Origin of the sequence: Ruegeria sp. (assembly GCF_965221235.1) — a bacterium.
Classification (GTDB): Bacteria; Pseudomonadota; Alphaproteobacteria; order Rhodobacterales; family Rhodobacteraceae; genus Ruegeria.
Window position 1 is genome coordinate 1 of the sequence record NZ_CBDCRS010000005.1, and the last position, 26,177, is coordinate 26,177.

Annotated in this window: 15 protein-coding genes; 13 read left to right on the forward strand and 2 right to left on the reverse strand. The window is 60.7% G+C overall.

Annotated elements, in window-relative coordinates; translation table 11 throughout:
* The 3 genes from ACOQOY_RS20730 to ACOQOY_RS20740 all read left to right on the forward strand — a co-directional run.
* Positions 1-646: amidohydrolase (locus ACOQOY_RS20730; protein ID WP_420587286.1), on the forward strand; the 646-nt coding region annotated here is incomplete at its 5' end.
* Positions 643-1,506 (forward strand): CobW family GTP-binding protein, encoded by an 864-nt coding sequence (locus ACOQOY_RS20735; RefSeq protein ID WP_420587287.1) that lies wholly within the window; start codon positions 643-645, stop codon positions 1,504-1,506. The genes ACOQOY_RS20730 and ACOQOY_RS20735, both read left to right, overlap by 4 nt.
* 133 nt (positions 1,507-1,639) lie before the next feature.
* Positions 1,640-2,302: a hypothetical protein gene (locus ACOQOY_RS20740; protein ID WP_420587288.1), complete on the forward strand. Its 663-nt coding sequence runs from the start codon at positions 1,640-1,642 to the stop codon at positions 2,300-2,302.
* 69 nt (positions 2,303-2,371) lie between these two features.
* On the opposite strand, the gene ACOQOY_RS20745 is transcribed toward ACOQOY_RS20740, so the two are convergent.
* A complete protein-coding gene (locus ACOQOY_RS20745) occupies positions 2,372-3,154 on the reverse strand; it encodes a hypothetical protein (RefSeq protein WP_420587289.1) in 783 nt (260 codons plus the stop codon).
* 325 nt (positions 3,155-3,479) lie between these two features.
* Positions 3,480-3,683 carry a helix-turn-helix domain-containing protein gene (locus ACOQOY_RS20750; RefSeq protein WP_420587290.1) on the reverse strand — a complete coding sequence of 68 codons (204 nt, stop codon included), beginning with the start codon at positions 3,681-3,683 and terminating at the stop codon, positions 3,480-3,482.
* A gap of 40 nt (positions 3,684-3,723) precedes the next feature.
* On the opposite strand from ACOQOY_RS20750, the gene ACOQOY_RS20755 reads away from it, so the two are divergent.
* From ACOQOY_RS20755 to ACOQOY_RS20800, 10 genes are all read left to right on the forward strand, one after another.
* Positions 3,724-4,107 carry a DUF3604 domain-containing protein gene (locus tag ACOQOY_RS20755; protein ID WP_420587291.1) on the forward strand — a complete coding sequence of 128 codons (384 nt, stop codon included), beginning with the start codon at positions 3,724-3,726 and terminating at the stop codon, positions 4,105-4,107.
* A gap of 77 nt (positions 4,108-4,184) precedes the next feature.
* Positions 4,185-5,186, forward strand: coding sequence for a SphA family protein (locus ACOQOY_RS20760; RefSeq protein ID WP_420587292.1), 1,002 nt, complete (start codon positions 4,185-4,187; stop codon positions 5,184-5,186).
* 17 nt (positions 5,187-5,203) lie between these two features.
* A complete protein-coding gene (locus ACOQOY_RS20765; protein WP_420587293.1) occupies positions 5,204-5,980 on the forward strand; it encodes a hypothetical protein in 777 nt (258 codons plus the stop codon).
* 4 nt (positions 5,981-5,984) lie between these two features.
* The gene (locus ACOQOY_RS20770) at positions 5,985-6,914 is read left to right on the forward strand and encodes a peptidylprolyl isomerase (RefSeq protein WP_420587294.1); all 930 of its coding nucleotides are present in this window, start codon (positions 5,985-5,987) and stop codon (positions 6,912-6,914) included.
* On the forward strand, positions 6,911-7,921 hold the full coding sequence (locus ACOQOY_RS20775) for a HupE/UreJ family protein (RefSeq protein WP_420587295.1): 1,011 nt from the start codon (positions 6,911-6,913) through the stop codon (positions 7,919-7,921). The genes ACOQOY_RS20770 and ACOQOY_RS20775 overlap by 4 nt, the downstream gene beginning before the upstream one ends.
* A 25-nt stretch (positions 7,922-7,946) precedes the next feature.
* The gene (locus tag ACOQOY_RS20780) at positions 7,947-8,129 is read left to right on the forward strand and encodes a hypothetical protein (RefSeq protein WP_420587296.1); all 183 of its coding nucleotides are present in this window, start codon (positions 7,947-7,949) and stop codon (positions 8,127-8,129) included.
* Between the two features lie 333 nt (positions 8,130-8,462).
* Positions 8,463-9,995, forward strand: coding sequence for a phospholipase D family protein (locus ACOQOY_RS20785; RefSeq protein ID WP_420587297.1), 1,533 nt, complete (start codon positions 8,463-8,465; stop codon positions 9,993-9,995).
* A gap of 46 nt (positions 9,996-10,041) precedes the next feature.
* Positions 10,042-11,466, forward strand: coding sequence for an alanine/glycine:cation symporter family protein (locus ACOQOY_RS20790; protein ID WP_420587298.1), 1,425 nt, complete (start codon positions 10,042-10,044; stop codon positions 11,464-11,466).
* Positions 11,450-12,391: a glutaminase gene (locus ACOQOY_RS20795; protein WP_420587299.1), complete on the forward strand. Its 942-nt coding sequence runs from the start codon at positions 11,450-11,452 to the stop codon at positions 12,389-12,391. Before ACOQOY_RS20790 ends, ACOQOY_RS20795 begins: the two co-directional genes overlap by 17 nt.
* Positions 12,392-15,191: 2,800 nt before the next feature.
* A complete protein-coding gene (locus ACOQOY_RS20800) occupies positions 15,192-26,168 on the forward strand; it encodes a hypothetical protein (protein WP_420587300.1) in 10,977 nt (3,658 codons plus the stop codon).
* Positions 26,169-26,177 lie beyond the last annotated feature (9 nt).

The window sequence follows — 26,177 nt, forward strand, 5'->3', positions numbered from 1 at the left end:
GACCGAAATCCATGCGCTGTGTGAGGCCTTTCAGAAACACGGCATTCAAATGCACATCCATACCAACGGGGATGAAGCCTCATCCGTGGTTCTGGACGCGCTGGAGGCGGCAGCGCAAAAACACCCGTGGCCCGGCGCGCGCCACGTTTTGCAGCATGGGCAGATGATGGGCCCGGATCAGTTCCATCGCTGCGCCGAGCAGGGTGTTTGCGTCAATCTATTCTCGAACCACATCTGGTATTTTGGGGATCAACACGTCCAGCAGACTATCGGCGAAGACCGTGCTGCACGTATGAACGCCGCACGAGCGGCGCTGGATCACGGGGTTCAGGTCGCCATCCACTCGGATGCACCAATTACGCCGATGGCTCCGCTGTTCACCGCTTGGTGTGCGGTGAACCGGCAAACCATGTCGGGGAGAACTCTGGGTTCGGCGCAGTGTATCACGGTCGATGAGGCGCTGTATGCGATCACTCTGGGTGCCGCTTATACGTTGAAACTGGACCGAGAGGTCGGGTCAATCGAAACCGGCAAAGCGGCGGATTTCGCGATTTTGGGAGAAGACCCAACAGCGATTGATCCCATGGCTCTAAAGGATGTCCCGGTTCTGGGAACCGTGTCCGGCGGCCATGTGAGCCTGTTATGAGCCGTATCCCTCTGAGCGTCATAAGTGGTTACCTGGGAGCCGGGAAAACCACATTGATCAACCGGCTCTTGGCCGAAGACCACGGGCTGAAACTGTTGGTCATGGTCAACGACTTTGGCGCAATCAATATCGACGAAGCCCTCATTGCCCAAACCGGGGAAGACTCGATCGCGCTGACCAACGGGTGCATCTGCTGTTCGATGGGTGCGGATCTGTATCTTGCCCTCGGGGACATCCTGCAACGCGATCAGAGACCGGACCATATCGTGATCGAGGCGAGCGGTGTCGCTGATCCGGCCGCTATCGCCAATGCGGCAAAGGCCGAGCCGCAATTATCCTACGCCGGGATCATCACGTTGATTGACGGGCTGAACGCCGCGAACGTTTTGACCGATGCGCTCGTTGCGCCTCAGATCGCACAACAGATCCGCGTGGCCGATCTGACGCTGTTGACCAAAACTCAAGAACTCGCGACGGGCCTGTCTGAACAATTGGGTGAACTCGGCTTCGAACATCCAATGGCTCTGCCCGAGAGTGGTCCGCTTGCCCCGTTGTTGTTTGGTGTTACGCCCTTGCCGGGAAACACGCCCGCAGCACCGCATCCGGGGTATACACATTGGCATCGTCGGGACCTGCCAGTGATGACCAGGGATCAACTGATGGCTAAAATGCAGGTCAGGCCGGAAGGCTTGTATCGTATCAAGGGCTTTGTTCCAGCACCTGACGGAATGCTGGAATTGCACGTCGTGGGTTCGTATGTGGAAACGCGCGCGTCCCAGACGACCGAGCCGGGGCTTGTAGCGCTTGGCCTGCAACACCGCATCAAGCCAGAACAGATCGAGCAGTGGTGGAAGGGATGAATGTCCGGCTGACAATGGCAGGGCTGACTCAAAGTAAGGCCATTTGTTCATGCACAAGGCATTTACTAAATGAACAGGCCCGCCATTATCTACCTGTATCCGGGCAGAAATCAGAAACGCAGGGCAGGTGGAAATGAATGTGAGGTCAAGCTCGGTTGTCACATATCGGTGGATCACTTTCCTGCTGGCAGCGGGCTATGTGATTTATCAATTCACGACTTCGGATTGGTCCAAGCCGGGCGGGCCGCTTCGGTTTCTGACCATCTGGGCGCTTGTGTTCTCGACCTTTTCTGCGTGGTTGATGCTCTGCATCAGCCGTGGGAAGACCGAAAACCGGTATGAGGTGCCGGCGATGACGGCAGCCGTCACGAACGTCATGGTCGTTTTTCTGTACTGGAAGCTATTCCTGACGGACCCTTCACTGGTGAATGGTGGCGGTCCGATCATATGGCATCAGGAATATTACCTGCACGCACTTGGACCAGCCCTTCAGCTGATAGATGCCATGTTCATAGGGCGCGTGTTCAACAGAATCTGGCGCGGGATCGTGGCGCTGGTCATCCTCATCCCCGCCTATGTGGCGTGGGCTGAACTGTTTGTCAGCCCTTTGAACAGCACCCCGGCGGGCCGCGTGACCTCTGGGTTGCCTTACCCGTTTCTAAACAACATGGAATGGGTCGACCGGGCAGAGTTCTACTTTATTTATGGAGTTGCGGCGGCCGTTACCTTGGTTGTCCTGAGCGCGATCCAAAGGGCGCCGGATATCCTATCTCGCCCAGCCCTTAGGCGAGAATGAGTCAGACGGTTTCCAAGGGGTGAGATTTGGACCCGACTTTAAGACCTTTTGGGCCAACAGACGTGGTCTTCAATCTGTCGATGCAAGCTTGGTTTGGATGACGAACTGCGTTACCGGATCAACTTCTTCATTTTGCAACAAATCCGCAAGTTGAGCGTCCAGGCGCGTTTCATTCCAATTGCGCATGGCAATCACGATCTCCAACGCTGATGAGCTGTCCAACTCTAATTCGCGGGCAAAGATGTTGATGATCTGGCTTTTCAGAGCAGGTGATACCGTACCCGCGTCGGCCAGCGCGCGAATGAGGGATCGTTTGTGCTCCTTTTTAACCTTTGCCGCCGTCAACACGGCGTCAATGCTTTCAACCGCATCTGCATCGTCCATGGCTATCCCGGCCAGTGCCCACTCATAGGTATACGCCGAACCCCGGACGATTGATTTGGGATACCGGGATCGAACGATGTGTTGGGCCATTTCATCGCTGTCTTGCAGACCCAGCAACCGGATCGCGACCGGAAGAAAACTCATCCGTGTGATGCCGTCGAATTCTCGCAGCAAATCGTCTGTTGAAACTGCATTGCGCAGCATCTGGATGCTGCCATAGGGCGCACGGTCGATTTCGATCAGGGCGGTGTCTCGCAATACCTGATCCTCATGTGACAGGTATTGCGCGAAAAACGCTACGCGCGCTTCGGCGGTTTCTTTGCTCTGCCAGTGTATCCCCGCCGCCCCTAGGGCTTGCAGGAACTGATCCCGTTCCGGGGTTAGCGTGAATATCCTTGTCCATTTTCGCGAAAAGCCGCGCCCGGCGCCATCCTTGGCAACAGTTCCATAGGTCAGCAGTACAGTCATCTGGGGATTTGCGCGAAAGGCTGCGCGGGTCGTACTGTCTATGAGAAAGGGGATTTCCGGAATTCTTTCAAGGTCGCTTGGCGTGCCCTTGATTTGCTGTTTTGGGGCGAATTTGAACGGGTTGTCCGGCGCAGGCGCGGCCAGGACGATGACGTCGGCGGAAATCAAATGATCAGCGAGTGAGGCTTCGGGCAATGTGATGCAGACTTGGCACGCGAAAGCCGGTCGCGGTCCGAGCATGCTGAAACACAGCATCGCAAGAATGAAGAAGACCCCAGATACACCCAAGGGCCGCCAATCCCGAAACGGGCGGCTATAAGGAGGGTCAGTGCGCATCACTCGATTCCTCGACCACACGTTGCAGCCCGTCCAAATCGACTAAGACGGTGCGCCCGTACTCCAGACGTATCAGGCCTTCTTTCGCCATTTCTCCTAAATACACCGAAATTTTCGACAAAGCGATGTTCGACAAGTCGGCAAGTTCCTGTTGGCTGGCAACGACCGTGTCGGTGGCTTTGGCGCCCTGCAAAGCGCCACGCCATCCGCCCAATCGCAAAAGAGCGACGGCGATGCGCTTCGGGTGTTTCGCTGCGCAAGATCGTTGGCCGCAGACATGGCCAGCAGATGGTTCCACCAGCGAACGGGTCTATGACATTTCCTGTGGTGGCCGCGAGGTCGCGGATGGCCAATGCCGCGCGCCGGTTGGAAACTCGGTAGATGCCGAGGCGGCGACCTACACCAACGACATCGGTCAGGCCATCCTTGGCGGCTATTGGGAAGATCCAGACTTCGACCCTGCGCAGAGCGCCTTCTATTACGTTCGGGTGTTGGAAATCCCAACCCCGCGCTGGACGACCTATGATCGCAAGTTCTTTGGGGTCGAACTGCCAGAAGGCGCGCCCGAATCCATTCAGGACCGGGCCTATACATCGCCGATTTGGTACACGCCCTGACCCCACACCGTATCAATCAATCCCCGCAAGAAGGGACAGCGCGAAAACGCGTGAATTCGTCTGAACGAGGTGACTATATGTACAGTTTTCTGCGCGGCACGCGTCCCATTTTGGGTGCAATGATCCTTGCGGCCACGACGGTTTTACCGGTCAAACCCGCCATTGCCGTAGAAGGTGGGATCGGAGCCTATTTCATAGGCACGCGTGATACTTTTGCCGGGTTTGTTCCAGAAGCAGGAACATACACCGCCCTTACCTTCGATCATCTGAACGGTAGCGTCCAAGGGCTATCCCTTGGCGGTTTGCCAATCGCGGCGGATGCGGATGTTCAGCTTAACCTCTGGCGCTTGAACGTGACCCAGGTGTTCGATGCGCAGGTCTTTGGTGGCACACCGGCCATCGACATCACGCTGCCTTATGTCATCGGAGACTTGTCCTTCACCGCAATCCGACCACCGCTTCAGGGGGCCAGCATCAGCGATACCGCATCCGGGCTTACTGATGTTACCGTCACCGGTCTTGTGGGGTGGCATCGTGGCAACCTGCATTTCAGCACCGGGTTGTCCGTCTTTGTCCCGACCGGAGATTACCAGACGGCCTCAATCAACGTGGCAAACCGCACGATCAACGCTTTGTCGGTTGGCAAAAACGTCTGGTCATTTCAACCCTATCTGGCGGCGACTTGGTTCGTTCCGGAACGTGGTTTTGAGGCTTCCGGCGCGATCAGCCTTCTGGTCAGCGAGAAAAATGACGCCACAGATTATCAGACCGCCCCCGCGTTGCAGTTGGAAGGTGCCGTGCTACAGCGTTTTCGGTCTGGTTGGGGGGTCGGGCTTGCGGGATACACCTATCAACAGCTTGACGACGACAGCGGCCGCGGGGCCGACGCTCTGAAGATTGCTCTGGGTGCCAGCAGCTTAAAGGCCCGGGTCAGCGGTATTGGGCCAATCGTCACCTATTCGGGTGGGACGTTGTTGGGCGCTGAGGCGTCGATCAAGTTGAAATATACGCATGAGTTCTCGGCAAAGCGGCGGCTGGAAAGCGACATCGTGACAGCACAGCTTTCGCTGGCATTCTGAGCGGCGGGACCTTCCCCATGTTGATGAAAAACATATTGTGGGTGATCTTTGGTGTTCTGGTTCCCGCAGGGGTTCATGCGCAGGGGCAGTCAGAATCTCTGCAAACGGCCGCCAATGATCCGACGGCCTCTATCATGTCGTTTCAGGTGCAAGGATTTCACTCGTTCAATCTGCACAATTCGCCAGAGGATAGCAGCTTGGTTCAATTCCGGGCCGCAATCCCGTTTACGTTGGGGTCGACCAACCACATTGCGCGATTGACACTGCCCTATGCGACAGACAGCAACACCGGGCAGTCGGGGCTGAGCGACACAACCCTGTTTGACCTCGTGACCTTTGACCGGTCCTGGGGTCGCTTCGGTGTCGGCGCAGTGGCCTTATTGCCGACCGGTGAGGATGGCTTGAGCGCCGAAAAATGGGCGCTGGGGCCAGCAGCGGGCTTTGCGAAGCAGCAAAAATGGGGTCTTTGGGGTGTCTTCAACCAGAACCTGTTTACCGTTGCAGGCGACGACAACAGACCCGATGTCAACCTGTCCACGATCCAGCCGGTCTTCAACTACAATCTCGGCAAGGGTTGGTCCGCCGGAACATCCGAGATGGTGTTTGTTTACGATTGGGAGGCTGGCGATTTCAGCAGCCTGCCGCTGGGGGTCAAAGTGTCCAAGCTGAACCGTGGCAACGGTCTGCCATGGCAATGGTCTTTGTCCTACGAGCACAATTTTTACGACAACGCGATTTTTTCAGCCGACACATTCAGTTTTATGATTAAGATATTGGTACCCAAAGGCAGCTGAAAAGATGAGCGAATCCCTCATGAATGTGCACTGGAAGACGACAAATCCTCCGCGCGGGTCAATGCCGACGGCAAGCAAACAGAGCCTGTTCCGGCGAATTGTTACGGAACCGTTTGTGCAATTTGCGGTTCTCAGCCTTGCCATCTTTGGCTGGTTCAAACTGGCGCAACCGGACGAGTGGGCCGTTGATCCGGATGCCCGGGTTATCATCATAGATCAGCGGCAGGTCGAGCTTCTGGCCGGTCAGTTTGAGTCCACCTGGCGACGCCCTCCGACGGCCGAGGAGCTGGCAAAACTCAAAGAGGATTGGCTGAACCGCGAAGTTCTCTACCGCGAAGCATTGGCGCTGGGGCTGGATGGCAATGATGAGATCATCCGCAACCGGTTGGTGCAGAAGATGAACTTCCTTTTGACCTCCGAGGCAGGCGCGGCGCGACCCGAGGATGAAGTGCTGCAAACTTACCTGTCCGACAACGCCGACGCATTCACGACCCCCGCGCGGCTTGCAGCCAGCCTTGTTTATCTGGGGCAAACCCCAAGCGAGACATTCGTTGAACAGACGCGGACGCGTTTGGCCGCCGGCGAAGATCACCGCCAATTGGGTCAGGCGTCATTGCTTCCAACAGGATTTGAACTCAGCTCGCGCACTTTGGTTGATGGCAACTTCGGAACGGGTTTCTTTGACCAATTGGAACCCCTGCCGTTGGGGGAATGGAGCGGACCTGTTCAATCGTCCTTCGGGCTTCATATGGTTCGTCTCGACGATAAATGGGACCCCGTCTTGCCGCCGTTCGGGGCGATCCGGGATCGCGTCTTGGCGGATTGGCGCGAGAAGCAAGCCGAACGAGCGACTGAGGTTTTTATAGAAAATCTGCGATCCACCTATGTGATCGAGGACGCCGGAGAAGCTGACCCAACTGCGGGTGAATCATGAGGTATCTTCTGGCTTTGATTGCGCTGTTGACGGGGATTCTGGCACCCGCCTTTGCCCATGCCCATGCGCTGGAACCGGGTTATCTGGAAATCTCGCAGGAAACCGACAGCGATTGGTATGTGTTCTGGCGCAAGCCGGATGTTCAGGGCGCACCGATGGATATCGACGTTGCGCTTCCTGATAGCTGTAACGCGCCCACATTCGATGCTCCGGTCTTTGACGGTCGTGCCTGGACGCAGGTCTGGCGCATGACCTGCGCCGAAGACCTGCGCGGCAACACGATCACGATCGACAAGCTGGACGCACAACGAACGGATGTCCTGCTGCGGGTAGGGTATTTGGACACGGTGAACATGGCGACCTTTCGCCTGACACCGGATGCACCCGCTGTGACGCTACCCGCGCAACAGGGGCTGGTACAGACGCTGTGGCAGTACGGCGTTCTGGGCTTTGAACACATCCTCGAAGGCTGGGATCACCTGCTGTTCGTCTTTGCCCTGCTGGTGCTGATCCGCAATCTGCGACAGCTGATCTGGGCCGTGACTGCCTTCACCGTCGCGCATTCCATCACCTTGGGTTTGGCGACATTCGGAGTGCTGAACGTGCCCGGTCCCCCGGTCGAGGCCGTCATAGCCCTGTCGATCGTCTTCCTGGCCACCGAGGTGCTGCGGTCTGACGACAAACCAAAGACTCTGGCGAGCCGCTTTCCATGGGTGATTTCCTTTGGATTTGGTCTGTTGCACGGTTTGGGTTTCGCCGGGGCTTTGGCCGAGATCGGCCTGCCAGAACAAGCCATCCCCGCGGCCTTGCTGGCCTTTAATCTCGGCGTTGAGGCGGGACAGCTGGCGTTCATCTTTGCCGTGCTGGGTGTCTTCTTAACGCTGAAAAAGACACTGCAAATGGTCTGGGGATGGTCGATGGCACATGGCCCGTCGCGCCAGGTTCTTGGATATCCGATCGGATGTGTTGCCGCCTTTTGGTTGGCCGAACGGCTGGCCGGATTTTGAATAAAGCAAAGGGATAGGAACAAGCATGAAAACACTTGGAGGCGTAATGCTGATCGCCGTAGTCGCGCTTGCTGGCTGCGACGTGGTCGATCCGGACTGCACGCCGGAGAAGGCCGCGAAACGCCAAGTTCAGCAGGCAACGATTGGCGTCAGCAACCGCTGCACACCAGCTGAGACCGCTCGCGATACCGCCGGTATCGACGGTTGAAGAATTCGGAGATCCAAGGCGCTGAGCGCGCTGTGAATGGTGACAAAGTGACACCCGATATCGTCCATCAGTAACGGTTGTCACTGCCTCAGGCTTTGGAAATCCGGATCGGTTCCCCGCTCAATCCTCGTAGGGTGGGGAACCGTCAGATATTTGTTTTAGTGCCTGTTCGGGTCCGAGCCCACACTCCCTGGAAAGGGCCACATAAATGCCAAAACTCTCAACCGGACGGTGCTGTCTGTGCGCAAAATCCACGCATGAGAAGTAGAAGTGCTAAGGTGTACCGGGAAGTGAGAACGTTTGACCCCTGAGGTCAGTGACGAGGGAAAAAAGATGATGCCGGGAAAACTACTATGGGTCTTGCTGGGATTGATCGCCCTGACGGCCTGTTCAACGGGTCCTCGGGACTTTGTTCAAAACCCGTCACGGGCAGTTGAGAGCCCATCGAACAGCAGGCTGACAACGGCGGTGCGCAGGTTGGGTGATCCTCGTGATGGGCGGTCTGGCGTCAAGCTGATCAGCAACGGCGAAGAGGCGCTGGCCGCGCGGCTGGTGCTGGCGACGCAGGCGGATGTGTCGATTGATGCGCAATATTACCTTCTGCATAACGATCTAACCGGGCAATTGTTCGCTCAGAGCTTGCTGGACGCGGCGGACCGGGGCGTTCGGGTTCGGCTGCTGCTGGATGACATGGACACATCTGGCTATGATGCGATGACGGCGGCGCTGGATTCCCATGAAAATATCGAAATCCGCCTGTTCAACCCGTTCTGGCGGGATCAGAGCCTGCTGGTTGCGGGTCTGACCGATTTCAAACGCATCAATCGTCGGATGCACAATAAGTCCATTACGGCAGACAACACCGTTTCTATCGTCGGTGGCCGCAATGTGGGGGACGAGTATTTTCTGGCCAAGGAAGAGATGAATTATGCTGATCTGGACATCCTTGTCGCCGGGCCGGTGGTGAATGAGGTCTCAGATAATTTCGACGAATACTGGAACAGTGAATTTGCGGTTCCCGCCCGTGCTGTGATCGGCGAGCCTGAGACTCTGGGATTGGCAGACGCCCGCGTTCGTCTGAATGCGCTGGTCGAAGAATCCCTGAAAACGCCGTATGCTGCAGCCGTCAAAAAAGCGGCGCAAGAGAACTTTACCCTCAGCACGCTCAGGCTGAGCTGGGTGCCGGCCAAACTCTATTCGGACCCGCCGTCCAAGGCGGCTGGGGAAGACAACAATCAACCCATTCTGGCGTCGCAAATTGTGCCGTATTTTCAAAAAGCCGAAAGCTCGGTCAACATAATCTCGGCCTATTTTGTTCCGCGAAAAAGGGGGGTGCAGTGGCTAAGTGACCTTGAGGATCGCGGGGTCGAAGTACGCGTTGTCACCAATTCGCTGGCGTCAAACGATGTGGCACCGGTTTATGCCCATTACGCCAAGGAGCGGCGCGCACTGCTGGACGGCGGCGTCGAATTGTTCGAACTGCGCCCAGACTCGGACAGGGTCAATCAGCGGGGGGTGAATTGGGGGCAGTCCCGCGCGGGCCTGCATACCAAGGCCTTTACGATTGATAACCGTTATCTGTTTGTGGGCTCGTTCAACTGGGATCCCCGATCAGTCAACATCAACACGGAAATGGGCGTTCTTGTGGACTCTCGGGATTTGACAAGTCAGGCCATTGTCGTGCTGGATGAAGCTTTGAAGGAAAACACTTTTTCGGTCCAGTATGACGAGGACGACCGCGTCACCTGGAAATCCCAGCGCGAGGATGGCGCGATCCTGTTGTATCGGTACGAACCGACCGGCAGCTTTTTTGACCACGTCAAAGCCGGGTTTTTAGCCATTCTGCCCATTGGGTCGCAGCTGTAGGGCTGACCGAAAAAGAACGGGGTTACTTTACGAGGAAGAAATTTAGATGGATTTTTTTGTTGATGGTCTGAACGGTTTTCTTTGGAATTATGTGCTTGTTTACGGCCTGCTAGGGGCGGGTCTTTATTTCACCATCCGGTTGGGTGCCCCACAGTTCCTGCATTTTGGCGAGATGCTTCGCGTCATCACGGCTGCGCCCAGCACCGACAAGCGCGGGATCACGCCGTTTCAGGCCCTGACCGTGAGCCTTGCGTCTCGCGTTGGGACCGGGAACTTAGCCGGTGTCGCGGTGGCACTGACTCTGGGTGGCCCCGGCGCGATCTTTTGGATGTGGATGGTGGCGCTGGTCGGCATGGCGACCGCCTATTCCGAAAGCACACTGGCGCAGCTTTACAAGGTGACCACCAAGAATGGCGACTATCGTGGTGGGCCAGCCTTCTACATCTCAAAGGGATTGAACGCGCCCTGGGCCGGAGCCTTGTTTTCGGTCTGCCTGATCCTGAGCTTTGGTCTGATCTTTGTTGCCGTTCAGTCCAACTCGATTGCCGAGGCGCTGAACGGCGCGTTTGGCTTCGAGAAGCTGTGGGTGGGTGTCATCGTCGCTGCTGGCGCGGCAATCGTGATCTTTGGCGGGATCAAGGCCATCGCGCGGGTCGCAGAAATTCTGGTGCCGTTCATGGCGGGCGGCTACCTTTTGATAGCCATTATCGTGATGATCCTCAACATCACCGAAGTGCCGGGTTTGCTGTGGCTGATCGTGTCGAGCGCCCTGGGCCTGCAAGAGGCCGCAGGCGGTGTCGCCGGTGGCGTTATGGCCGCGATGCTGAACGGCATCAAACGCGGGTTGTTTTCAAACGAAGCGGGCATGGGGTCGGCCCCGAATATTGCTGCCGTTGCAACCCCGTCGCCGCATCATCCTTCAAGTCAGGGATTGGTTCAGGCGTTTGGATGCTTTGTCGACACGATCCTCGTCTGCACGGCAACTGCGCTGCTGATCCTGTTGTCCGGAGTCATTGACGGTGAGATCACCGGTATGCAGCTGACTCAAAACGCACTGGACGTTCATCTGGGACCGGTCGGCACATATTTCATTGCCATTGCGATCATCTTCTTCGCCTTCACATCCATCCTCGGAAACTACTCCTACGCCGAAAACGCCATGGTCTTTCTGGGGCTCGAGGGCAGGGCGGCGATAACTGCCCTGCGCGCGGCATGTCTGGCAATGGTCGTGTGGGGCGCGCTGCAAACCGTCACAACGGTCTTCAATTTCGCAGACGCCGCGATGGGCCTGATGGCCGTTATTAACCTGACTGCTATTCTGCTGCTGTCCGGGACCGTGTATCGGCTGACCAAAGACTATTTCGGCCAGAGAAAGGCGGGGCAAGAGCCGACTTTCGTTCTGGAGGATTTCGAAGGCGCGACCGAAGGTGTTTCCCACAAAATCTGGAACGAAGATGCCCAATCAACCTGATGGAACTGAAATCCAGAGCGTTCTGGACGATATCGCAATCCGGATGGCGGGCGAGGCTGATCGGGGTGAGGTTGCCAGCTATATCCCGGAACTGGCCCGCGTCCCACTGAACCGGTTTGGCATTGCCGTCGCGCCGCTGCACGGAGAACCGATCATCGCAGGTGACGCCGAGATGCCGTTTTCCATCCAGAGCATCTCGAAAGTCTTCGCTCTGGTAGTGGCGTTAGGTCATGTTGGCGCGAGCTTGTGGCGACGCGTCGGTCGCGAGCCATCCGGGGATCCGTTCAACTCGATCGTTCAGCTTGAGTTCGAACGCGGCAAACCGCGAAACCCGTTCATAAACCCCGGCGCAATTGTCGTCTCGGACGTGATACTTGAACACCAATCTGACGAGGCTGATCCGCATCCGGTTCTTGACTTGTGTCAGCGTCTCGCGGACGCCCCGGATATCACGGTCGACGAAGATGTATTTGCTTCAGAGGTCGCAACAGGGGACCGCAATCGGGCGCTGGCGTACTTTATGCTGGCCGAAGGAAATATCCGAGGCGATGCAACCAAAGTTACCGAACGCTATTTCCGCCAATGCAGTATCGAGATGAGCTGCCGTCAGCTTGCCGCGGCCACGCGGTTTCTGGCAACCGGAGGCGAGGGAGCCGATGCAGATATTGCCGGCGTCACGCCGGAGCGCGTGCGCCGCCTGAACGCGCTGATGATGACCTGTGGCTGCTATGACGCTTCGGGCGAAGTGGCCTTTCGGATCGGACTGCCCTGCAAAAGCGGGGTCGGCGGAGGGCTTGTGGCCATTGTTCCCGGCGTTGGGTCCATTGTAGCCTGGAGCCCGGGGTTGGACAAAAAAGGCAACTCTGTTCTGGCTCTCAAAGCAATCGAAGACTTGGCGCATCGGCTCGGCTGGTCTGTGTTCTGAGCCTGATCAATCGGCGTGCCTCACTTAGGTCGGCCGCGTCCTGCGCCACCAAAGACTATTGCAAGTGATGACGCCAACCCCACCCAATAACCATTGGTCACCAACTTTGGGCTGGCCTTCGGAGCGAATGGCTCAAGACGCATCACCTGCGTAAAGGTCAGCCAGAAAAGATCAGAAAAATTTTACGCTCGTTTTAGAGACGCCATTTTTTTATCTCAATGAGTTCTGACGCCAAGATCGCTGAACAGGGTTTGCCGATTTTCATGCCGGTTCGGAACGGTATTCACTCGCAATGACGTGGGAAAGTTCTGCGTCATTCGAAAATTCATCCTAAGGTAGAAATAAACCTCCGATTTGACTCGTGCAATGAGCAGGCGGCAAGGGTCAAATGCGCATCATGTATCGTGATGATACTAATGTGTGATATTTCGGCCATGAATGACGCCAAACCACATTTGAGTGAACTTCGTCACATCAATCTCTTTAAAATTGCGCGTATCTTTCACGGAATGGTGATGGGGTTGCCTCGGATTGTAGGCCGCTGTTCTTCGGGCAGTGCTCGGTTGCTGTGTGTTTAAATTTTGTCGGTAACGAGGTCCGGGCGTGAAAAAGAAATCAAATCTGCTGCTGAAGGTTTCAATTTGTATTTTGATTTCAACATCATTGGCAGCGGCACCGACGGCCACGTCGAAAGTGGGCGATACGGTCACGAACCCCGTAACCGGTCTGGATACCACCGTCAGTGCGCTGATTGTTGACCCGGCTTCGACGCCCACGGCAGGGACAACGGCCTTTGTGGAAACCGCCGATGGCTATGTCTTTCTGGTCAAAAGCGCGGGCGACACGATTTACAACTCAGACAATCCTCCGCTTGCCTTCAATATTGTTTCCATCAGCGGAACGACAGCTCAGATCAGCAACTCTGGGGCGACTGGGACCTCGGCGCTGTCGACGCAGCTGACGCTGTCTCAGTATAACAACAACTTCAACAGCTCGGGCACGCCGGGCTCAGTAACGCCGCCCGTCAATGTTTCGGGACCGAACGGCGTGAACCAGGTTGTCTATGGTCAGGATGGCAGCAACGGGCGCGATGGCGCTTTGTTTGTTCCGCCCAGCTCGGGTGGGAACGGGGCCACTGGCCCGACGCAGACCCAATCCCTCAGCAGTGATGTCAACGCCACAAGCAATGTCGGATGGGAGATCGGCAGCGTCGGCGGTGACGGCGGCAATGGTGGTGACTCCTACGCCAGTTTCTGGAGCGGCCGAGACGGCGGCGATGGCGGCAAGGGCGGTACGGTTAACGCAACGCAAAATGCCAGCAGCACGATCCAGACGTCGGGCAGTAACAATGAAGGTATTTTTGCGTTCAGCCGAAGCGGTGAGGCCGGCAATGGCGGCAGCGGATTTGCCGCTCCGGGCGGTGGCACCGGCGGGCATTCGGCGGATGGGGGCGATGTGACCGTCACCCAGCGCGGGACGATCTCGACATCCGGGGAATCGGCGGACGGTATCTACGCGCTGAGTGTTTCGAACAATGGCGGCAATGGCGGCTCGCAATGGGGTCTCGTCGGAACCTCGGGCGACGGCGGGTTTGGCGGCAGCGGTGGGACGGTGATCGTCAACACGACATCAACCGGCAGCATCCTGACCACGGGCGATTATGCAAACGGGATCTATGCCCAATCCATCGGCGGCTCGGGCGGGTCTGCGGGGACCAGCGGCAACCTGCTGGTGTCGCTGATCGGTGGCGCGGATAATGGCGGTAATGGGGGACAGGTTTTTGTCTCGCATGGCGGGGCCATCGAAACGCAAGGGGATTTCTCGCGCGGGATCGTGGCACAGTCCATTGGCGGCGGTGGCGGTTCAGGCGGAGCCGGGGGTGGCCTGGTGTCGCTGTCTCTGGGCGGCGTCGGGTCCAATGGCGGCAGCGGCAGCGCGGTCAGCGTCACAGTGCAGGGGACGGGCAGCATTCTGACCTCGGGCGCGGGCGCTGACGGGGTGATGGCGCAATCCATTGGCGGCAGCGGTGGCACAGGGGCGAATTCTTACGGTCTGGTCGCTATTGGCGGTACCGGGTCCAAAGGCGGAACCGGTGCCGCGGTCAGCGTCAGCAACTATGGCCGTATCGTCACCGGCGGTGACGGAGCCCGCGGGATCATCGCGCAATCCATCGGTGGCGGTGGCGGCGATGGCGGCTCATCCGGTGGCATGGTGTCGGTCGGCGGCAATGGCAGCGGCGGTGGTAGTGGCTCGACTGTCACTATCGTGAATGACGGGATCATCACCACTTCTGGCGATGATGCTATGGGTATTTTGGCTCAATCCATTGGCGGCGGTGGCGGCAATGGTGGCTCGTCCGGAGCTGTCGGAGCATTTGTCGGCGTGGCCATTGGCGGCGATGGCGGTTCAGGTGGCACCGGCGGAGACGTCAACGTCACACTTTCCAATACAGATGGCAGTCAGCCCTCGGCGATCCAGACATCGGGCGACCGTTCGGCCGGTGTGTTTGCGCAGTCAGTCGGCGGCGGCGGTGGCAACGGCGGCGGCGCCGTCTCGGTCGCTGTTGGAGCCTTTGGCGCGGCTTCGGTTTCAGTCGGTGGATCGGCGGGCAATGGCGGCGATGGCGGAGACGTTACGCTGAGCGGCAGCGGCTCGGCTTCGGTGCAGACCGGAGGGGATGATTCCACAGGCATCCTGCTGCAATCCGTTGGCGGCGGTGGCGGAAACGGTGGATATGCCGTTTCGGTTGCGGTCTCGGGCGGACCGGTCTCGGGCTCATTGGCTGTGGGCGTTGGCGGCGATGGCAGCTCTGGCCGTTGCAGCAACTGGTGGTGCGTCGGCGCTGTTTTCCGGCAATGTGTCCGTTGGGATCGGCGGGCAGGCGGGCAGCGCGGGCAATGGGGGCCTTGTTCAGGTCTACACCAATGCGGATGTGACGACGACGGGTACGAATTCCAGCGCAATCATTGCGCAGTCGGTCGGCGGTGGCGGTGGTAATGGCGGCGGCAGCATCGCCGCCGGGATCAGCGCCAGCGGTGTGGCCGCGGTTGGCGTCAATGTCAGCGTGGGCGGTGACGGCGGCGGAGCCGGGATTGGGGGCGATGTTACGCTGATCGCGGGCGGTAATTCTATCGACACCAGCGGTGCGTTCTCCAGCGGTGTGGTGGCGCAATCTGTTGGCGGCGGCGGCGGTAACGGAGGTTACGCTGTCGGAGCCAGCGCCGATATCGGCGGCGCGGCAGCCGGGTCTGTCAGCGTGGGTCTTGGCGGCAAGGCCGGCGGCGGCGGTAATGGCGGGATCGTAACCGCCCAGGTCGATGCGGATGTAACAACCCGCGGGGATGATTCCGGCGCTGTGGTCGTGCAGTCCATCGGCGGCGGCGGCGGTAATGGCGGCTTCAGCGTCGCGGCGGGTCTGGCCGCCGGGGGCGCAGGGGCCGGGACCATTGGTGTTGGTCTGGGTGGAGACGGCGGCAGCGGTGGCGCTGGCGGAACCGTCACAGGCGTGCGCGTCAATGGCGATGTGCGGACCGAGGGGCTGCGGTCCACGGGCGTGGTAATCCAGTCTATCGGCGGCGGTGGTGGCAACGGTGGCTTTAACGTCACCGCAGGTGTCGCGGCTGCAGGGGCTGGTGCCGGTTCGATCGGCGTTGGGCTGGGTGGCAACGGTGACACAGGCGGCGACGGCGGCGTGGTTGAAGGCCAGGTGGCGGGCAACGTCACGACCCTGTCCGACAATTCCAGTGGCGTGGTATTCCAGTCCATTGGCGGCGGTGGCGGTAATGGCGGTTTCAACATCACGGCAGGAATCGCAGGGGCTGGTGCGGGCGGCGGAGCCGTTACGGTTGGCCTTGGCGGCGGTGGCGATGGCGGTGGCATCGGCAGATCGGTCACCGGCAGCGTGTCCGGCGCTGTCAGCACGAGCGGCGCGGATTCGACGGCCGTACTGGCGCAATCCGTTGGCGGCGGCGGCGGCAATGGCGGCTTCAACGTCAGTGCCTCTCTGGCGGGCGCGGGCGTTGCCAGCGGAGCGGTTTCGGTCGGTCTTGGCGGTGACGGCGGTACCGGGGCGACGGGTGGGTCGGTCAACCTGACCACAGGCAATTCAATTGTCACAGCCGGAGATCGGTCTTCGGGCGTGGTGGCGCAGTCCATCGGCGGCGGTGGCGGCAATGGCGGCTTTAACATCTCGGGTACCGGCGCAGGTGCAGGCACGGCGAGCGGCGCGGTCAGCGTTGGTTTGGGTGGCACTGGCGATGGCGGTGGCGATGGCGGCGCGGTGACGCTGACCTCAAACGGTACGATCCTGACTCGGGGCGAGTCAGCCACGGCGTTTCTAGCGCAATCCATTGGTGGCGGCGGCGGCAATGGCGGCTTTGACGTCAGTGCAGCAGTGCAGGGGTCCGGCACAGCCGGAGCAGGCGTGTCCGTTGGTCTGGGCGGCGATGGCGCAGGCGGCGGAGACGGCAACACCGTTATCGCCACGTCCAATGACGCAGTTGAGACGCAGGGCGACAATTCCTCGGGCGTGGTGGCGCAGTCCATCGGTGGCGGCGGCGGTAATGGCGGCTTTAACGTGGCCCCGGTTCTGTCGGGCGCAGGTACAGCCAGCGGTGCGGTCAGCGTTGGCCTTGGCGGTTCAGGTGACACGGGCGGCGATGGTGGTGCGGTCACGCTGACCTCGAACGGGACCATCTTGACCGACGGTTTTGCATCCAGCGGCTTCGTTGCGCAGTCTCTGGGCGGCGGCGGCGGCAATGGTGGGTTCAACGTCTCGCCGACGGTGTCGGGCGCAGGCACAGGGGCCGGTTCGGTATCCGTTGGTCTTGGCGGCTCGGGTGACGGCGGCGGTGACGGCAATCAGGTCATCGCCACCACCACCGCAGACGTCGTGACCAGAGGTGATGCCTCGGTTGGCATTCTGGCCCAATCCGTTGGCGGCGGCGGCGGCAATGGCGGCTTTAACGTGTCTCCGGCGCTGGCGGGTGCTGGCACCGGGTCGGGCGCGATCAGTGTCGGGCTGGGCGGTTCCGGCGGCAGCGGAGGCACCGGCGGTATCGTCGGCCTGACCGTGACAAACAACGTCCAAACCCAAGGCGCAGACTCCAGCGCGGTCGTTGCCCAATCCATCGGTGGCGGCGGCGGCAATGGCGGCTTCAACGTTTCGGCCTCGGTTGGTGGCGCTGGCACCGGAGCAGGCGCGGCAGCCGTTGGTCTGGGCGGTCGCGGGACCGGAGGTGGAGACGCCTCGGCAGTCACGGCGAATGTGACAGGAAATTTGGCGACAGCGGGGAACAGTTCGACCGGCTTGCTGGCACAGTCCGTTGGCGGCGGCGGTGGTAATGGCGGCATGAACATCTCGGTCGCGGTCGCGGCAGCGGGAACCGGAGCGGGCGGCGCATCTGTCGGCCTTGGCGGCGCGTCCGGCACTGGTGGCGATGGCGGCACGGCTGAGGCTACTCTGACCGGTGACGTCTCGACCCAAGGCAAAGACTCCACTGGGGTCGTGGTGCAGAGCCTCGGCGGCGGTGGTGGCAATGGCGGCGTGAACGTCTCGGCCACAGTTACTGTTGCCGGAAAAGGCAGCGGCGGTGCATCGGTCGGTCTTGGCGGCAGCGGCGGCAGCGGCGGTGATGCAAACACGGCCAATGGCACGGTGGTTGGCGATGTAACCACGGCGGGCGACAACTCGGGCGGTGTTCTGGTGCAATCGGCTGCGGGCGGCGGCGGCAATGGTGGACTGAGTGTCTCGGCTGCCGTCAACATCTCGGGTACCGGCGGCGGCGCGATCGGCGTCGGTATCGGCGGGTCCGGCGGCAGCGGCGGTGACGCAAGCGCTGCGACTGGGTCGGTCACTGGCGATGTTACCACATCCGGCGAAAATGCGACCGGCGTGCTGGTGCAGTCTGTCGGTGGCGGCGGCGGCAATGGCGGCGTCAACATCTCGGGTGCGTTAAGCATTGCACGTACGGGATCAGGTGCTGCAGGTATTGGTGTCGGTGGATTCGGCGGCAGCGGCGGCACCAGCGGCGTGGTCAATAGCACCTTTGCGGGCAATGTCAGTACAGCCGGCGCGCAATCGGCGGGTGTTGTCGCGCAGAGCCTCGGCGGCGGCGGTGGTAACGGGGCCACCAATGTCTCGGGCGCGATTTCGGTGGCGAGCAACTATTCTGGCGCTCTTGGCATCGGCGTTGGCGGCTTTGGCGGCAGCGGTGGTTCGGCAGAGAACGTCACCCAGCAGGTCACAGGCAATGTCACCACGGCAGGTAACGACTCGGTTGGGATTCTGACGCAGAGCCTTGGCGGCGGCGGCGGTAACGGCGGGACGAATATCTCGGCGGCCCTGTCCTTGTCTCGGTCGGCCAATGCGGCAGTCGGGATCGGTGTCGGCGGCTTTGGCGGCGGCGGTGCGGATGCCGGTTCGCTGGTGCAATCGACCGTTACCGGCGGCGTGCGCACCGGCGGGGACCGCAGCACGGCGGTCCTGACACAGAGCCTTGGCGGGGGCGGCGGTAATGGCGGCACCAATATCTCGGCCTCGCTGGGCATCAGCCAGCAAAATGGCGGGGCGATCAGCCTGGGCGTTGGCGGGTTCGGCGGCAGTGCTGGCAACGCAGGTGATGTGATCAGCACGCTGCGCTCCAGCACGGGCAGCAGCGGGTCCAGCTCGGTCGTTACCACTGGTGCGGATAGCATCGGCGTCATGGCCCAATCGGTCGGCGGCGGTGGCGGCAATGGTGGCCTGAACGTGTCCGGCGCGGTGAACCTGACCGGCAAATCCGGCGCAGCAGTGGGTCTGGGTCTGGGCGGTTTTGGCGGTGGTGGCGGTGACGCCGGAGCCGTGACGCTGGACGTTCAAAGCGACGTCGTGACCGCCGGCGACGGCTCGCACGGCTTGTTCGCGCAAAGCCTTGGTGGCGGTGGCGGCACCGGCGGCGTGAATATCTCGGGCAGCCTGGCGCTGACCAAACCATCTGGGTCGGACACGATCTTTTCGGTCGCGGCAGGTGTCGGCGGATTTGGCGGCGCGGGCGGCGACGCAAGCGCGGTCGATCTGGATTACACCGGAAACCTTCAGGCGGTGCCGATGGTGCAACAGCCTGACGGCACATTTGCCGTCGATCAAAGCAAAGGCGCCAGCGGCATCATCGCGCAATCGCTGGGCGGCGGTGGCGGCAATGGCGGCACCAACGTGTCCGGCGGTATTGCGATCAGCGGTAAACCCGGCGCGGGGCAGACCGACAGCAGCAAATCCTATGCGGTTGTCGTAGGTGTCGGCGGCTTTGGCGGCGGTGGCGGTGATGCCGGAGATGTCGACGTCAATATCGGCGCGGGCAGCACAATTATGGCGCATGGCACCGGGCAATCCGGTCTGCTGGCCCAATCCGTCGGCGGCGGCGGTGGCAATGGTGGGCTGAACGTCTCGGGCGGCATCGTGTCCGACAGCTCTCTGATCGTGGGTGTCGGCGGGTTCGCGGGCAATGGCGGTCAGGCCGGGGACGTCACGGTCACGTCGCAGGCGGATATCACCGTGTCGACCAACCCGGATGATATCTCGATCCCGAACACCACCACGTTTGAAGACAAACTGCGAGATTTCCTGGGTGACACCATCGTGGACGACACGCAGGAGCTGGCCTCGAACTTTGGGCTGGAGCGTCTGTTCATCGACATGGGAGTGTTCAACGAGGACAAGCCGGACACTGACGGCTCGGCCGGTCTGTTGGCGCAATCCATCGGCGGTGGCGGCGGCAATGGCGGCCTGAACGTGTCGGGCGGCATCGCGCTGAGCAAGGACGGCAAGATCCCGTCTGTGACCTTCGGCGTCGGCGGTTTTGGCGGCAATGGCAATATCTCGGGTGACGTCAGCGTGGATCACGCAGGCTCAGTGACGGTTGCGGGCAACTGGAAGCACGGCGTGCTGGCGCAGTCCATCGCGGGCGGCGGCGGCAACGGTGCACTGAACGTGACCGGGCAGCTGAACTATGGCGATTCCAACAATTCCGACGGCAAGACTGATCTGAGCATTGTCGGAGGTCTGGGTGGCCATGGCGGCACCGGCGCGGATGCCGGAGATGTCTCGGTCGTGCAAACCGGCACCATCACGACAAACGGCTATCACGCCCGGGGTATCTTTGCCCAAAGCATCGGCGGCGGCGGTGGCACCGGCGGCATCAATGCGACCTTTGTCGGCACCAAGGACAGCTCACCCATTGCGATGGGGATCGGCGGCTTTGGCGGCGGCGGCGGCGACGCGGGGGATGTCAGCGTGACGCGCGGCACCGCCGTTGCGGCGGCGGGCACCATCACCACTGATGGTGTCGGTTCCCACGGGATCGAGGCGTCCAGCATCGGTGGCGGCGGCGGCGACGCCGGTATCAATGCAGTGGTGGGCATCAGCAAGACCACCGGCAGCAACAGCAATGGCGGTACCGGAGATTCAACCGACCGCAAGACGCCCACCAATACCGGCGTCGATGACTCGGTCATCGCCAATTACAACGCGGTTCTGGATGAGCTGGAAGGCAAGGTGAATCCGGCGGATAGCTCGGGCAACAAGACCGGTGTGTCGGCAGTCGTCGCCATCGGCGGTAGCGCCGGGACCGCAGGCGATGGCGGTACGGTGGATATCGACCATTACGGCGATGTCATCACGTTGCAGGACAGCAGCCATGGTATCTTTGGTCAGTCCATCGGCGGCGGCGGCGGTAACGCGGCGCTGAACCTGGGCATGACCTACGAGCTCGCTTCGGACGCAACCAATAAAGGCTTTGGGATTGCCGTTGGCGGCGGCACCGGGGATGGCGGCATCGGCGGTTCGGTCGATGTGCGCAATACTGGCGACATCACCACGTCGGGCGCGAGCTCGCACGGTCTGTTCGCTCAATCCGTGGGCGGCGGCGGCGGCAATGCCGGGTATAACTCGGCTTCGACCTCGGTAGATGGCGGCAACGTCAACATCCAGATCGGCCGGACCGGTGGCACGGGCGGGGCAGGCGGTGACGTTTTTGCCAGCTCGGACGGGATCATCAGCACGTCGGGCAACAGCTCTTATGGGTTCTTTGCCCAGTCCATTGGCAATGGCGGCGGCAACTCGTCTTCGACCTCGGTCAGTATCGGCACGCCGAAAACCGGCGACAGCAAAGGCAACAAAGCCAGCCTGTCGGTGGGGCTTGACGGCGGTACAGGCGGCGAAGCGGGTGATGTCACCACGGTCGTGGCCGGCACGGTGGTCACGCAGGGTACCGATGCCCATGCGGTTTTCGCACAGTCGGTCGGCGGTGGCGGCGGCAATGGCGGCAAGGCCAGCAACTCGGCCGGTAAGGGCATTTCGGTTGCGCTGTCGATTGGCGGCACAGGCGGCACCGGAGGGCTTGGCGGCAAGGTCGACGTGACCAGCACGGCGCGGATTGCAACGTTCGGAGACCGCTCGGTCGGCCTGATGGCGCAGTCCATCGGCGGCGCGGGCGGTACCGGCGGTATGGTGCAGGCCGGTCAGTCGAATCTCGATACCATCAAAGCGGTGGTCAATCCGTCAACCGTGGGAACCACTGCATCGGTCAATATCGGTGGCACCGGTGGTGACGGCATGACCTCGGACACCGTGACTGTGGACAGCGACGGGATCATCACGACCGACGGAACGATGTCGCATGGTATCTTCGCCCAGTCTGTCGGCGGCGGCGGCGGTATGGGTGGTGTGGTTGAAAACCGCATCATCAGCCTGCGCAAGGACATCGGCAACACGGCGACTCTGTCCATCGGTGGTAATGGTGGCACCGGGGCCACCTCGGCCGCGGTCTCGGTCACGAACCGTGACCTGATTCAGACGCTCGGAGACAAGTCGGTCGGCATCTATGCTCAATCCGTTGGTGGTGGCGGTGGTGACGCGCAGCAGGTGCGCAATATCATCCTGGGCAGGTCCTCGGACGGGGCAACGACCAACGCCATCCTGATCGGTGGCACCGGCGGAACCGGCGGCGCGGGCAGCACCGTGACCGTTGCGAACACGGTCGACGGTACAATTCTGACTTCGGGCAAGGAAAGCCACGGCATCTTTGCGCAATCCGTGGGCGGCGGCGGCGGCAATGGCGGCTCGACCATCTCGGTCGACGGGCGCTATGGCGGGGCCGAAGCCAGCACACGACGGGCCTTGCAGTTCGGCCTTGGCGGTGCGGGCGGTACCGGAGGTATTGGCGGCAACGTGGCCGTGACCAACGACGGCACCATCATGACGGCGGGCGAGGGCGCGCATGGCATCTTTGCCCAATCCGTCGGCGGCGGCGGCGGCAATGGCGGCAGCTCGATCACCGGAACGCTGCGGCTGAAAACCGGGGACAGCAGCTCACCCACCGCGCAGCTGAACATTGGTGGATCGGGCGGCAGCGGAAATGTTGCAGGCAACGTGCTCGTAACTAACACCGGTGATATTCAGGTGGATGGCGCCAGCGCCTATGGCATCTTCGCGCAATCTGTCGGCGGCGGCGGCGGCAATGGCGGTTTGGCCGTTGCGATGGATGTCAACGACCTCAAGAACACCATGACCGGCAAGTCCTACTCCAAGATCGCCATTGGCGGCTCGGGTGGCTCGGGCGCGGATGGCGGAGACGTCACGGTCAACCATACTGGTACAATCGTTGTGAATGCCGAGAATGGGTACGGCATTTATGCCCAGTCCGTTGGTGGCGGCGGCGGTAACGCAGGCTATTCGGTCTCTTCGCCGCTGGTTTCGGCGCTGGATTACACGATCTCGCAGGTATTGGGAGCGCGCACGGGCTCGACCGGTTCGGTTGGCACTGTGACGGTGAACTCGAGCGGCGATATTCTGGTCAATGGCGCTGGCAGCGAGGCGGTGTTTGCCCAGTCTGTCAATGGTGGCGGCGGCAATGTCGACACTTCAGTCAATTTCACTACGACGACCTCTGGCGCGACCGGCAGCGTTGTCAGCAGCGATATCGCGCTGGGTGGGGATGATGTGTCGGGCATGGCGGGCAATCAGGTCTCGCAAGCGCATACCGGCAACATTGCCACAACCAGTGATCGTTCAACCGCCCTGATGGTGCAGAGCGTTGGTGGTGGCGGCGGAACCTCAACCACGACGGTGGATGTTGAGGATGGCGATGGCATCGACATTACCGCGCGTCTGGGCGCAATCAACACCGATGACGCCAGCGGCGGCGATGTCGACAGCAGCCGGACCGGCGATGTTGGCACCGATGGGGCGTTCTCGTCGGCGGGTTCGGCGCAATCCATCGGCGGCGGTGGTGGTAAGCTGGTGCTGAACAGCAATGGCACCGGCGTCGCCGGAACCGAAAAGGCCGCGTCGGTGATCCTGGGCTCTGACCCCAGCTTCAACAATGATGGTGGTGCAATTGACCTGTCGCTGGACGGTGACGTGTTCACAAGCGGCGACCGGTCTTATGGCCAAAGCGTTCAGAGCATCGGCGCAGGCGGTGGTGAAGTTGTCATCGCAGGACTTGGGCAGGCGAATGTTACGCTGGGCGCGCAGGACGGATCGACGGGCGATGGCGGAGACATTGATTTCGCCAATATCGGCGACATGATCACCAGCGGCGAAGGCTCGCACGGTTTCGTCATCCAGAGCATCGGCGGCGGTGGCGGTCTGGTTTCGACGGATATGGCTGAAAGCCGTATCACTGTTGATTTGTCTGCTGACAACGGCGGTGACGGGGGCGATATCGACTTTGCCCAAAGCGGGCATGTCGTGACAACGGGTGAAAACGCTATCGGCGTTGTGGCGCAGTCGCTGGGTGGCGGCGGTGGTCTGGTGGACTCGGTCTTCCGCGGCTCGGCGGGCGGCGCAGGGTCCGGCGGTGCCATCGATCTGGCGCTGACGGGCAATGTTATGTCAGTTGGCGAGGGCGGCATCGGCGTTCTGGCGCAATCCGAAGGGCGCGACGGGGCCGGAGCCATTGCGCTTGGGCTGGACGGCGTGGTTCTGGGCGGTACGGGGCAGGCAGACGCTGTCGCCTCCATCATCTTCGAGGGTGGCACGGATAACGTGCTGAACCTGTCCGCTGACAGCCTGCTGATTGCCGGAAACGACCAACTGGTGAATGGCGGTAACGGCAATGAACAGATCTCGCTGGCTGGTGCGGCGCTTGGCAACCTGAACCTCGGTGCGGGCACAAACGGCCTGACGGTCGAGGACGGGGCTGCTTTCTATGCGCTGGACTCGGTCAATCTGGGTACAGCCGGGCATATGCAGGTGAATGGCGACTTCGTGCTGGGGGCTACGCTGGGTCTGGATACCGACCTGACCGCGACCGTGCAGGCAAGCGACTTTACCTTTGCAGGCAATGTCAGCCAGACCACGGACCTGACCGGAAGCCTGGCTTTTGGTTCCACGGCCACGTCGACCTTTGACGTGTATTTCCTGACCTCAGGCGCGTCGGGTGGTGCGAGCGATCTGATCAATGTGACCGGCAACGCCTCGATGGGCGGTACGCTGACACCGGTGCTGAACAGGTTGGAACGGGCCTTGCCGCTGGTGATCATCAACCCCGATGGCACCGCGTCCGATGCGGGGACGACCATTCAGGACACCGTGGTTCTGGACTATTCCATCGGTCTGAACGGTTCGACATCTGACGGCAGCTCGATTGATCTGGTGATCACGCCGGACTACTCGACCCAAGGCATGAACGCCAATCAGGCGGCCATTGGCGACTATATCAATCAGGTCCTGAACGGGCAGGGGTCGGCCGAACAGGGCGCGTTCCTTGCGCTGGTCGGTAACATGCAGTCCGAGGCCGACGTGATTGCGGCCATCGACAGCCTGTCGACGTCGGATTACGCAGCCGACGCGGTGGACGCGTTCTATGGCACACGGGTGTTTGCCGACACACTGCATAATTGCGAGCGGTTCACCAGCTATCAGGCGGGTGATGATGAACGCAACTGCGTCTGGTTCTCGGGCGGGCGGTCGTTCTTTGATCGTGAGCAGACCGGCATCTATGACGAGTTGGACATCAACAGCACCAACTTGTCCGCCGGTGTCCGCATGCCGGTCGGGAATGAGCTGTTTGCCGGGTTCGCAGTGGGTCATGACAACATGAGCCTACGGGACGGGTCGAATTACAACGCGACCGGTGATCGGTTCAACCTAGGTGCCTCGCTGACCAAATATTCCGGCGCTTGGGAATTCGCGGCCATGCTGTCTGCGGGGTGGTCGGATTATGACACGCTGCGCGCGGGCGGTGTTACCGGCGTCCTGCCTGACGGAACGGTTGTGAACACAGCCGGGGTCAGCGCGCTTACGCATAAGATGAAACACGAGAACCTGCGGCTGAGCTTTGCTTATGACCACAGATTCGACGGCGGCAATACCTATCTGCGCCCCGAGATTGCGGTTGATGCCACCCGTCTGGCAACCGAAAGCAATGGTCAGGCCACGCTGTCGGGCATTGTTCTGCAAGACGATAGCGAGATGATCTACTCGCTGGTGCCGTCGCTGGAGTTTGGAACCGAACAGACCCTGAGCGCCCGCCAGAAACTGCGCGCCAGCCTGCGGGCCGGGGCCATAATCTCGTCCGATGACACCGTGTCGGTCAGTGCCGGGTTCTCGGATGCAAGCTCGGCCGATGGCGGGTTCTCGAACACCAGCTATATCGGCGACGCGCATGGTCTGATCTCGGCTCAGCTGGGGCTGTTTGCACTGGATGACAGCCGCTTTATCAATCTGAGCGTCGACCATATGTTCGGAGATTCAACCGAGGCCTTGCAGGTGGGAATTGGCCTTGGACTACAATTCTAATCAATGAGG